General features: G+C 72.3%; 8 protein-coding genes. 3 read left to right on the forward strand and 5 right to left on the reverse strand.

The window, feature by feature from the left end; genetic code table 11:
• Positions 1-2,219 (reverse strand): nitrate- and nitrite sensing domain-containing protein (locus BG452_RS20320; protein WP_188305760.1); only part of this gene is annotated, 2,219 nt, incomplete at its 3' end.
• A gap of 444 nt (positions 2,220-2,663) precedes the next feature.
• Here BG452_RS20320 and BG452_RS20325 point away from each other — a divergent pair.
• The 3 genes from BG452_RS20325 to BG452_RS20335 all read left to right on the forward strand — a co-directional run bounded on the left by BG452_RS20325 (position 2,664) and on the right by BG452_RS20335 (position 7,249).
• Positions 2,664-4,490: an AMP-dependent synthetase/ligase gene (locus BG452_RS20325; RefSeq protein ID WP_188305761.1), complete on the forward strand. Its 1,827-nt coding sequence runs from the start codon at positions 2,664-2,666 to the stop codon at positions 4,488-4,490.
• Between the two features lie 280 nt (positions 4,491-4,770).
• Positions 4,771-5,922: a polysaccharide deacetylase family protein gene (locus tag BG452_RS20330; protein ID WP_223242488.1), complete on the forward strand. Its 1,152-nt coding sequence runs from the start codon at positions 4,771-4,773 to the stop codon at positions 5,920-5,922.
• A 439-nt stretch (positions 5,923-6,361) separates the two neighbouring features.
• Positions 6,362-7,249 carry a nitroreductase/quinone reductase family protein gene (locus BG452_RS20335; RefSeq protein ID WP_188305763.1) on the forward strand — a complete coding sequence of 296 codons (888 nt, stop codon included), beginning with the start codon at positions 6,362-6,364 and terminating at the stop codon, positions 7,247-7,249.
• Between the two features lie 93 nt (positions 7,250-7,342).
• On the opposite strand, the gene BG452_RS20340 is transcribed toward BG452_RS20335, so the two are convergent.
• The 4 genes from BG452_RS20340 to BG452_RS20355 form a co-directional block, all read right to left on the reverse strand.
• The gene (locus tag BG452_RS20340; protein ID WP_188305764.1) at positions 7,343-8,140 is read right to left on the reverse strand and encodes an SGNH/GDSL hydrolase family protein; all 798 of its coding nucleotides are present in this window, start codon (positions 8,138-8,140) and stop codon (positions 7,343-7,345) included.
• Between the two features lie 272 nt (positions 8,141-8,412).
• Positions 8,413-9,156 (reverse strand): SGNH/GDSL hydrolase family protein, encoded by a 744-nt coding sequence (locus BG452_RS20345; RefSeq protein ID WP_317621144.1) that lies wholly within the window; start codon positions 9,154-9,156, stop codon positions 8,413-8,415.
• A gap of 422 nt (positions 9,157-9,578) precedes the next feature.
• Positions 9,579-10,217 (reverse strand): hypothetical protein, encoded by a 639-nt coding sequence (locus BG452_RS20350; protein ID WP_188305766.1) that lies wholly within the window; start codon positions 10,215-10,217, stop codon positions 9,579-9,581.
• A gap of 188 nt (positions 10,218-10,405) precedes the next feature.
• On the reverse strand, positions 10,406-11,343 hold a 938-nt coding region (locus BG452_RS20355), incomplete at its 5' end, for a hypothetical protein (RefSeq protein ID WP_188305767.1).

An 11,343-nucleotide genomic window follows, 5' to 3' on the forward strand; every position in this document is an offset into this window, starting at 1 on the left:
GTCCGCGAGGCCCGGCGCGGAAGCCCGTTGGCCGTACGCCCCGTCTCGGGCACGGACGGCCGCGGGCCGCCGGTCCCCCGGTGCCGCCCGCTCGTGCCCTCCGTCGACGCCGAACTCGTGGACGCCGCTCTCGACGGCGCCGCATTCGACGACGCCGCACTCGACGAGGCGACCGGGGACACCGCCGAAGCGACGCCGCCGGGAGCCGCGTCCGGCACCGCGACCAGGTCACGCCGCCCCGCCGTCCGCCCGGCCGCGCGCCCCACCGGCCGACGCCCCGCGCCACCGGCGGCCCCGGTGGCGGGCGGTTCCGGCAGGCCGTCCGGCGCCTCCGCCAGCAGCTCGCGCGGGATCAGCACCACGGCCGTCGTCCCGCCGTACGGGGACGGCCGCAGGTGGACCCTGATGCCGTGCCGACGGGCGAGCCGGCTGACCACGAACAGTCCCAGCCGGTCGGTGTCGGCAAGGTCGAACTCCTGCTCCACGGTCAGGCGTTCGTTGATCTCGGCGAGCAGCTGTTCGCCCAGCCCGAGCCCCCGGTCGTCGATCTCCAGCGCGAAGCCGTGCGCCACCACCTCGCCCTGGACGGTGACTTGGGTGGTCGGCGGGGAGAACACGGCCGCGTTCTCGACGAGTTCGGCGATCAGGTGGGTGACGTCGGCGACGGCGCTGCCGAGCAGGCCGGTGCCGGGGAAGGGCCGGACGATCACCCGGGCGTAGTCCTCGACCTCGCCGACCGCCGCCCGGACCACGTCCACCATCCGGACCGGCTTGCGCCAGGCCCGACCGGGCGAGCCGCCGGCCAGGATGATCAGGCCCTCGGCGTGCCGGCGCATGCGGGTGGTGAGGTGGTCGACCTTGAAGAGGTCCTCCAGCTCCGCCGGGTCCTCGGTGCGGCGTTCCATGGTGTCGAGCAGGGTGAGCTGGCGGTGCAGCAGCACCTGGCTGCGCCGGGCCAGGTTGACGAACACCGCCGCGACGCCGCGACGCAGTTCGGCCTGTTCGACGGCGGCCTCCACGGCGGCCCGCTGGACCGCGTTGATGGCCTGGCCGACCTGCCCGATCTCGGCCTGGCCGAAGTGCAGTTCGGGCGCCTCGGCGGCCACGTTCACCGGTTCGCCGCGGCGCAGTCGCAGCATGACGGAGGGCAGCCGGGTGGTGGCGAGTTCGTTGGCCGCGTTGCGCAGCCCGATCAGTTCGCGGGCCAGGCCGCGCCCGATCCGGAGCGAGATCAGCACCGACAGCACGACGGCGACCAGGCCGATGGCGCCGGCGATGCCGCCGCGCCACAGGGCCGCGATCGCGGCGGAGCGGCCGCGGTCGTCCAGTCCGGCGCTGATCCGGGAGTTGATCGAGGAGAGGTCGCCGAGCGAGTGGTCGGCGGTCTCCCGCCAGTTGTCGCCGTTGAGCGCCTGGACGACCCGGTCGGGGCCGCCGGCGCCGACGAAGTCCGCCTCGGCGCGGGCCAGCGCGCCCCAGGCCTCGCCGCCGCGCAGGGCGATGTAGTCGGCCTGGTCGGCGGGTTCGAGTTCGGCGATGTAGACGGTGAACAGCGCCTGCTGGTTGTGCAGGGCGTCCAGCGCGGTCTGGTACTGCTCGGCGGTGGGTCTGGCCGCGCCGGTGCGCAGGCCCTCCATCGCCGCGTCCTCCTGCGCCAGGTACTCGCGGGCGCGCACCAGCTCGATCAGGATGGTGCCCTGGCGCGGGAGCTGGCCGCTCTGCCGGGCGACGTAGGCGGACCGGAAGCCGAACACCGGCCGGACCAGGTCGCTGTACTGCCCGAGCGCGAACTCCCAGTTGAGCGCGAGACGGCCGACCTGGGCCCGGAGCGGGCCGAGCTGGTCGGCGGCGGCGGTGATCTGCACCAGGCGGGCCCGCTGGGCGCTGGAGAGCCGGTCGCCGGCGCCGTCCTTCTTCTGCCGGAGCACCGCGAGGCTGCGGTCGGTGGCGGTGGTGGCGCGTTCGAAGGCGTCCCGGGCGACCGGCGAGTTCGGGTCGGCCAGGTGCTGGACGGCGGCGCGGCGCTCGTTCTGCAGGTCACCCGTGTACTGGTCCACGGCCGCCCCGTACTCCTTGTACGTACGGCTGATCGTCAGCTGGTTCCAGGCGTCCCCCGTGGCGGCGAACGTCGCGTACACCCACAGGGCGACGAGCGCGACGATGGGCACCAGGAGCAGCGCGATGATCTTCGCGCGGATCGAGCTGCTGCGCAGACGCATGGAGTCCTCGGTCGGAAGTGCCAGGCGCGGACGGGGAGCGGTTCGGCGGGCTTTCGGGGTGCTGGGGACGGCGGGTTCGGCGGTACTTCGGGGAGTCCTGAGGAGGAGTCTGCGGGAGGCTCCCGGCCACAGGTCTGCGAGACTCTACTACGCCCTGACCACACGTTCGAGGGTCGAACCATTCCGCTTCTTCACCTTGCCCCGAACACGTCAGAAGCCGGTCGCGGTCCGGTCCGCCCGCCCCGGGCGCCTCCCCGACTCCTCCCCGATTGCGACACCATTCGTACGGACCGGTGCCGATCTCGTCGCGTCACCGTCACAACCCTGGGCAGTGACAGAGCGATCCGATAGTTTCGCTCCACCCCGCGCGACCGGGCGCCGCCACCCCGGTGCCCGTGCGCCGGGCCGGCAGACAGCGCCGTGCGAAGCGAACTGGGGAGGACTGTGCGCGAGTTCACCACCCCCGCCCCGGCCGGGCTCGAGGCCACCGGAGGACTCGCCGACTCCCTGTACGACACCGCCGACCGCACCCCCGACCTGGTCCAGCTGTCCCGGCGGACCGGCGACGGCGGCTGGCAGGACGTCACCGCACGGGAGTTCCGGGACGAAGTGCTCGCCCTCGCCAAGGGCCTGCTGACCCGCGGCGTGCGCTACGGCGACCGGGTCGCCCTGATGTCCCGCACCCGCTACGAGTGGACGCTGTTCGACTACGCGCTCTGGTCGATCGGCGCGATCACCGTGCCGGTCTATCCCACCGCCGCGACCGAGCAGGTGCGCTGGATCCTCGCCGAGACCCAGGCGGTGGCCTGCCTGGTCGAGGACGAGGACGCCGCGATGACCGTCGGCGCGGTCTGCGACGCCCTGCCCGACCTGACCGGGATCTGGCAGCTCGACCGCGACTGCGTCGCCGCCATCACCGAGGACGGCCTGGACGTCCCCGACGCCCTGGTGCACCGCCAGCGGCTCGGCGTCACGGCCGCCAACATCGCCACTGTGGTCTACACCTCCGGCACCACCGGACGCCCCAAGGGCTGCCTGATCACCCACGCCAACCTGGCCGCCGAGGCCGACTCCCTGCTCGCCGGCTGGGGCGAGGTGCTCCGCGACACCGGCGGCGGCCAACCCGCCACCCTGCTGTTCCTGCCGCTGGCACACGTCTACGGCCGGGCGGTGCAGATCGCGGCGATCCGCGGCGGCTTCCGGATCGGCCACATCCCCGAGGTGTCCGCCGACGCGCTGCTGCCCGCCCTGGAGAGCTTCCGGCCGAGCTTCCTGCACGCCGTCCCGTACGTCTTCGAGAAGATCTTCCAGCGCGCCAGGCGCACCGCCGAGGCGGCCGGGCGGAGCGAACTCTTCGAGCAGGCCCGGCAGGTGGCCGTCGACTGGGCGACCGCCCGGGAACAGAAGGCCTTCGGCCGCGGCCCCGGCCCGGGTGCGGCCCTGCGGCTGCGTCACCTCGCCTACGAGCGGACGGTCTACCCGAAGCTGCGCGCCGCACTCGGCGGCCGGGTACGCACCGTGATGTGCGGAGGGTCCGCGCTACGACGGGAGTTGGGCCTCTTCTTCACCGGCGCCGGGCTCCAGCTCTACGAGGGCTACGGACTCACCGAGACCACCGCCGCGATCACCGCCAACCCGGCCGGGCGGCCGAAGCTCGGCACCGTCGGGCAGCCGGTGCCGGGCGCCTCGGTGGCCATCGCGGACGACGGCGAGGTGTGGGTGCGCGGCGGATCGGTCTTCGGTGGCTACCTCAACCATCCGCGGTGCACCGCGGAATCACTCGTCGACGGCTGGTTCGGCACCGGCGACCTCGGCCGGCTCGACGAGGACGGCTACCTCACCATCACCGGCCGCAAGAAGGACCTGATCGTCACCAGCAGCGGCAAGAACCTCGCCCCGGCGGCCCTGGAGGAACGGGTCGAGGCGCACCCGCTGGTCTCCCAGTGCCTGGTGGTCGGCGACGACCGCCCGTACGTGGCAGCGCTGATCACGCTCGACCCGGACGCGCTCGCGCACTGGCTGAAGACCCGCGGACGGGAACAGCTGGACGCCTGGGCGGTGCTCGCCGACGAACAGCTGCACGACGAGGTCCAGCGCGCGGTGGCGGCGGCGAACACGGCGGTGTCCCGGGCCGAGTCGATCCGGGCATTCCGTTTGCTGCCAAGGGAGTTCAGTCTGGAGCAGGGGCTACTGACCCCCTCGCTCAAGCTGCGGCGGACGGCGATCGCGGAGTTCTACTCGACGGACATCGAGGAGCTGTACCTCTCCTGATCCCTCATTGCCCTCGCCTCGGCGCATGAACTGCAGTTCTGTTTCTGTCTTCTGACGTTCCGTCTTGTCCCTTTTACGGACGGTTCGTTCGCCCTCCGGTTCACCTGCCGTTCCCTTGACGAGCCGATTGGTCCAGTCCATTGTTGCTCTTCGGTCCGAGTGCGGCGCACCAGCACCACCCGCTCCCGCCCCTCCGGGAGCGCTCTGGTTCCACGGTCCAGATTCCCGTTCGCGCCCTCCCCACGGGCGTGCCCCCACCTGCTGGAGTCCTCACGTGTCGATGTCCATGCGCCTGTCCGCGCCGGCCCTATCCGTCGCCCTGCTGACGGCCTTCGCCGTCCCGGCCGCTTCCGCCTCGGCCTCCGCCCCCGCCTCCGCCTCCGCGGGGGGTTCCGCCGGCGCGACCGTCAACCTGGTCTCCAACCCCGGCTTCGAGCTGCCCTCCCCCGGCCTCGCCGACTGGGGCAGCATCCCCGGCTGGACCTGCACCGGCGGCCCGGCCGAGGCCGCCGTCACCACCGCCGCTGCCGCCGCGCACTCCGGCACCTCGGCACTCACCGTCACCCCGGCGAACGGCGACTCCACCGGCGAGTGCGCCCAGACCGTCGCCGTCCAGCCCGGCACCACCTACACCGCCTCGGCCTGGGTGCGCGGCGACTTCGTCTACCTGGGCGCCACCGGCACCGGCCGGGACGTCGCCCCCGCCTGGACCGAGACCACCTCCGGCGGCTGGCAGCAGCTGACCACCCGCTTCACCACCGGACCGGACGCCCACAGCATCCGGCTCTACGTGCACGGCTGGTACCAGCAGGGCCCGTTCTCGGTGGACGACGTACGGGTGGACGGCCCGGCGCCCGCCCCGGCGGTGGCGGCCGGCTCGATCCCGACCACCGACAAGGTCGTCTTCTTCACCGTGGACGACGGCTGGCAGCGCACCCCCGAGGCGGAACGGTTCATCGCCGACCACCACCTGCCGATCACGGCCTTCCCGCTGCCGATGCCGGCCGGCACCGACCCGGCCTTCTTCCAGCGGGTCACCGCCGTGCCCGGCTCCTCGATCCAGGACCACAGCGTCTCGCACTCCGATCTCAGCAAGCTCCCGCTGGAACAGCAGCAGGTCGAGATCTGCGACGCGCGCGACGCGATGACCCGGCTGTTCGGCACCGCGCCCGTGGTGTTCCGCCCGCCGTACTTCGCCTGGAACGCCGACACCCTGCTGGCCGCCGCCAACTGCGGCATCCGCACCGTCCTGACCGCCGACGCGGACTTCAGCTGGGGCGCCTCCACCATCTGGCACCCGGGCCGGCTCCAGCCCGGCGACGTGATCCTCATGCACTGGACCGACACCCTCGCCACCGACCTCCCCCGCGCCCTCGCGGCCGCCGAGACCGCCGGCCTCAAGCCGGCCGGCCTGGTCGACTACCTGCACTGACGCTCCCGCCCCGGGGGCCCGACACGATGACAGCTGACAGAATTCATCATCTGAAATCTGTCAGCTGTCATCCGTTATCTGTCATCCGTTATCTGTCGTCTGTCGCTCGTTGCCTCTTGGGCGGCCACCAAGCCTGCCCCGCTCCGGCGTGGGATCCGGGGGGGTGATCCGCTCGACCGCCCGGGCGTGATCACGCTCGTTGACAGGGTGTCCGCGACGCGGCTCTAATGAGGGCGTGCAGCGCGGCGTCGGCCACAAAGCAGTGGGCCGGCCGGCGGCCGAGCCAGCACCTGACGTGTAAAGGGACGATGCGCGATGAGTACCTTCTCCGCTGCCCTGATCTGACGTAGGCGGTCACCGCGGTGTCCGCCCGTTCCCGTGCCGGCACCGTGTGTGGCCGCGAATCCCCCGTATTCCCAGGAGACTTCACCACACACACATGTCCATGTCCTTCAATCAGAATGTCATCGAGGAGTTCCGCGCCAACGGCGGCCGGGTCGGCGGTCCGTTCGAGGGCGGCGACCTGCTGTTGCTGACCACCACCGGAGCCGGCTCCGGTCGACCGCACACCGTACCCCTCGGGTTCGTCCGGTCCGAGGGGCTGGTCCTGGTCGTCGCCTCGGCGGCCGGGGCGCCCGAACATCCGCAGTGGTACCGCAATCTGCTGGCCCACCCGGTGGTACGGGTCGAGCTCGGCACCGAGACCTTCGACGCCATCGCCGTACCCGCCGAAGGCCCCCGCCGGGATCGGTTGTTCGCCGCCGTCGTCCGCGAGGCGCCCGGGTACGGCGACTACCAGGCGCACACCAAGCGGGAGTTGCCAGTGGTCACGCTGGAGCGGCCCGAGGCACCGCCAGGCCGTCCGCGCGAAGTGCGCAGCCTGGCCGACAAGTTGCTCGAAGCGCACAGCTGGCTGCGGGCCCAGCTGCGGCACGTCCGGGCGGAGGCGCACGCCCACACCCCCGGCGGGCCGGCCGGGCTCGGGCTGCAGCTGCGCCAGCACTGTCTGGCGTTCTGCGAGGGGTTGACGCATCACCACGCCGGGGAGGACTCCGCGATCTTCCCGGCCCTGGCGCGCAGCCACCCCGAGCTCGCCGGAGTGCTGGACCGACTCGGCGAGCAGCACCGGGAGATCGGCCGGATCAAGGGGGAGCTGGCGGCACTGCTGGCCGGGATAGAGATCGCCGATCCGGACCGACTCCGGACCGAACTGGACCGGATGTCGGCCGAGTTGGAGGCACACCTGGACCACGAGGAGGCCGAGCTGCTGCCGGCCCTCGCCGCGATCCCCTTCCCGCCGGTGCGTCCGGCCCCGACCGGGCGCTGACGCGACGGTGCCGCCGCCCCTCCCCGAGCACGGGAGGGGCGGCGGCACCGGTCGTCATGTCAGGGGTTCGACGGGACGGTGGAGGCGGGCGCCTCAGGACTGGCTGAAGACCGGCAGGTAGCCGTTGGCCTGGCCCGAGTCGGTCGGGTGGTAGCTCTCGTCGATCGGCAGGGTGGTGCTGTGCAGCCAGGTGTCCAGCGAGCCGCAGATCTCGTGCCCGGAGAAGATGTCGCGCACGTCGCCGAAGGTGAAGCCGGCGTTGGCGACCTCCTTGGCGATGATGCCGTCCAGGGTGTCCGCGGCCTCGTTGATGGCGGCCCGCTTGGTGTCGCCGATGCCGAAGATGCAGCTGCCGCCGAGCTGGTAGAGGTGCGGGTAGCCCATGACCACGACATGGGCGTTCGGGGCCTTGGCGCGGATCGCGTTGTACACCTGGTCCAGCTGGCCGGGGAGGGTGTTGGTCGCGTAGTTCTCGGCCGTGTTGACGGCGTTGAGGCAGTCGCTGTCGGAGCTGAGCACGCAGGTCTTCATGGTGCTGGAGAAGCCCGCGTCGTTGCCGCCGACCGAGAGGCTGACCAGGGTGGTGTCGGAACTCAACGCGGAGATCTGGTTGCTGAGGATGTCACCGGTTCTCGCACCGGAACAGGCGACGAAGGCGAAGGAGGACGGGGAGTTCGCGTTCGACCAGAGGGAGGCGTAGGCGTTGGCGCTGCGCTTGCAGCTACCGCTGTCGCCCAGGTAGTCGCCGGCGCCGACACCGGCTGAGTACGAGTCACCGAGGGCGACGTAGTTGACGGCCGCCGCGTTGGCGGACGAGGCCGTGAAGAGCGTCGTCATGGTGAGGACGGCGGCTATCGCGGCGACGGACAGGGCACGGGCAGGGCGGAACATTGCACCTCCAGGTGTGACACGGGTCACAGAAAGGGATACCAAGCGGTCGTCGAACATGGAAGCGTTCATGCCAAACACATTGACGGGCCGTCAGCTGGCGCAGAAGTGAACTGCCGGCCGGGCGGCGCTTGTTCACGCCGAACGGCGCGCACCGACGAGGACGCGCGCGAGCACGGGCACGGGGACGAGCACGGGCCGGTCAGCAGACCGGTCCGTAGCGCAGGTCAGCGACGCCACCCGGTCGCCCGGGCGGGACGCCACGACCGACTCGCTCAGGAGCGGCTGAACACCGGGAGGTAGCCGTTGGCCTGGCCCGAGTCGGTCGGGTGGTAGCTCTCGTCGATCGGCAGGGTGGTGCTGTGCAGCCAGGTGGTCTGCGAACCACAGATCTCGTGCTCGGCGAAGATGCTGCGCACGTCGCCGAAGGTGAAGCCGGCGTTGGCGGCCCGCTTGGCGATCACGCCGTCCAGCGCGTCGGCGGCGCCGTTGATGGCGGCGCGCTTGGTGTCACCGATGCCGAAGATGCAGTCGCCGCCGACCTTGTACAGGTGCGGGTAGCCCATCACCACGACGTGGGCACTCGGAGCCTTGGCGTGGACCGCGGAGTACACCCGGTCCAACTGGCCGGGCAGGGTGTTCGTCGCGTAGCTCTTCGCCGTGTTGACGGCGCTGAGGCAGTCGCTGTCGGAGCCCAGCACACAGGTCTTCATGGTGTCGGCGAAGCCTGCGTCGTTGCCGCCGATCGACAGGCTGACCAGCGTGGTGCCACTGTTCAGTGCGGAGATCTGGTTGTTGAGCACATCGCCGGTTCTCGCCCCCGAGCACGCCACGAATGCGAAGGAGGACGGCTTGTGCGCGCTCTTCCACAGGTAGGCGTAGGCGTTGGTGCTGCGCTTGCAGCTACCGCTGTCGCTCAGGTAGCTGCCGGCACCGACGCCGGCCGAGTACGAGTCTCCGAGGGCGACGTAGTTGACACCGGCCGCATTGGCGGCTGACGCCGTGAAGAGCGTCGTCATGGTGAGACCAGCCGCAATCGCGGCAACGGACAGAACACGGGCAGGGCGGAGCATTGGACCTCCTGGTATGACGCGGGTCACAGAAGGGATACCAGGCAGTAGCCCAGCGCGGAAGCTGTCATGCCAAGGACATTGACGGACCGTCTGATAGCAGAGAAGTGAACCCGCCCCGACAGAACGTGAGTTCGCCCAGGTGGGTGCAGGTGTATGTCGACGCGCATCGGTCATCGCGTGTAGACAAAAAGTTTTGAGAAGTCAGCTCTCCGTCAGCCGCCGGTCAGCATGCGGCCGTCGGTGCGTCAATTCCGCGGCGCCGCGCCGTCGGTGCGCCAGTTCCGCGGCATGCTGCCGTCGGTGCGTCGGCTCTGGGGCGCGGAGCCGTTCCGGCCCGATCGCGCCGCCCGTCCCGCCGGGCGCGCGGCTCAGTGCCCGGGGACGCTTCCGCCGCCCGGGTGCACGGGGCCGGGGAAGACCGTGCAGCCCTCGACCGGCAGTTCCTCGATCGTCTCGTTCGCGGCCGCGGGCACGCCGAGCCAGTGGGCGGCCATGGCGACCGCCACCCGGGCCTGGCGCAGTCCGGGCTCGCCCCAGCCCAGCAGCTCGACGGCGAGCCCCGGCGCGACCAGCAGCCGCCGGTAGTGCCGGCCCGAGGCCGGGTCGGCCTCGCTGGGACCGACCGCCCGCAGCGCCGCCGCCATCCGGACCCGCGCGCACTCGTGCCCGCCATTCGCCGAGCCGACCCGGTCGTAGAGGTAGCCGAGGTAGTACGGCCGGCCGATCACGGCCCGCGCCTCCTCGCCCGCCTCCCGGGCCAGCGCGGCCGCCGGGTCACCGTCGTCCTCCGGCTCCAGCGAGCCGCCGGGCAGCGAGCAGATCCCGTCCTTGGGGTTGACCAGGGTCAGCACCCGCCCGTCCGGGGCGAACAGCCACCCCCAGGACTGCTTCACCGGCAACCCGTCCGGCACCTGCTCGCCCGGCCGCCACGGCCAGCCCGCCGTGGGACGTCGGCGCACCTTCCCGAGCAACTCGGCGATCTCCGCCGTGAACTCGATCCGGCCCATGCCGCGCGCCCCCTCTCGGTGTCGGGCTCGCCGGACCTGCGGAGCACGGTTCGGAGCGGAGCGACCGGAGCGGCGGCGTGGGGTACCGCGCGCCCCTGCTGATGATCTTCTCCGATCTTCCCCGAACAGGCGGTCGATGAACAGTCCCCAGCGCCGCATGGTGGATGCGCAGACCGCGAAAGCCCTGTTCACCCCACCAGCCCACCTCCGCCCCCGGCACCCGGGAAGCCCGGCAACGGGAACCCCGGCTGCGGGACCACGCCGGGCGGGAACGGCAGCCCGCGCGCCGCGTCGTCGGCCAGCTCGTCGAACACCTCATGGGCCGTCATCGGCCGCAGCCGCCCGCCGGCCAGCGCCCAGCCCCGCACCGCCGGCCCGGACCTCGCCGCGTCCGGAGACCCGCCGGGAGGCCCGCCCGGGCGCTCGCCCGACGGGGGCGCGGACGGATCGCCGTGCAGCAGCAGTGCCCCCTCACCCCCGGACGCCACCCCGGCCGCGAGCGTGACGCAGAACGCCTCCACATCCCGCCCGGCGGACTGCAGCCGCCCCGCCTCCACGCAGACGTCCACCGCCGAGGTGAGCTGCTCGCCGTCCTCCGGCCCGTGGCACCGCAGCGTCAGCAGGTGACAGCCCTCCCCCGCGCCCTCGGCCAGCGCCAGGTAGACCGAGGTCACGTACCGCATCACCGCCGCCATCCGCCGCTGCCCCACCAGGTCGTCGCCGACCGCGTTCAGCAGCGCCGCGCAGGCCACGGACATCCGCACCCGCGCCCGGTGGTCGTCCAGGAGCACCGGGAGGAGCTCCGCCAGCGGCTCCCCCGCGTAGACGAAGGGCTCCCCGGCCAGTTCCGGATCCCCCGCGTACGCGACCCGGGCGGCCGGCGCCCGGGGATCGAGCCCGAGCGCGGCACAGTAGTCCTCGAAGTCGGCCGCCTCCAGCACCCGCAGGTGCACCTCCAGCCCCTGCCGGTGCAGGCCGCTCAGCTGCTCCTCCGCCCGCACCAGGTACTCCCGGTGCCCGAGCGCGCCGAACAGCCCGTACCCGGCCAGCGCGGCGAAGTCGGCCGCCTCCGCGGCCAGCGCCACCGCCACCGGCTGCGGCGGCGCGCCCCGGGCCCGGCCGCCGC

This window comes from Streptomyces sp. CBMA123, assembly GCF_014596465.1.
Classification (GTDB): domain Bacteria; phylum Actinomycetota; class Actinomycetes; order Streptomycetales; family Streptomycetaceae; genus Kitasatospora.

Excerpts from the sequence above, each read along its gene's own strand:
- BG452_RS20330 (WP_223242488.1), top strand. The coding sequence starts at position 4,771 with ATGTCCATGCGCCTGTCCGCGCCGGCCCTATCCGTCGCCCTGCTGACG.
- BG452_RS20335 (WP_188305763.1), top strand. The coding sequence starts at position 6,362 with ATGTCCATGTCCTTCAATCAGAATGTCATCGAGGAGTTCCGCGCCAAC.
- BG452_RS20340 (WP_188305764.1), bottom strand. The coding sequence starts at position 8,140 with ATGTTCCGCCCTGCCCGTGCCCTGTCCGTCGCCGCGATAGCCGCCGTC.
- BG452_RS20345 (WP_317621144.1), bottom strand. The coding sequence starts at position 9,156 with ATGACGACGCTCTTCACGGCGTCAGCCGCCAATGCGGCCGGTGTCAAC.
- BG452_RS20350 (WP_188305766.1), bottom strand. The coding sequence starts at position 10,217 with ATGGGCCGGATCGAGTTCACGGCGGAGATCGCCGAGTTGCTCGGGAAG.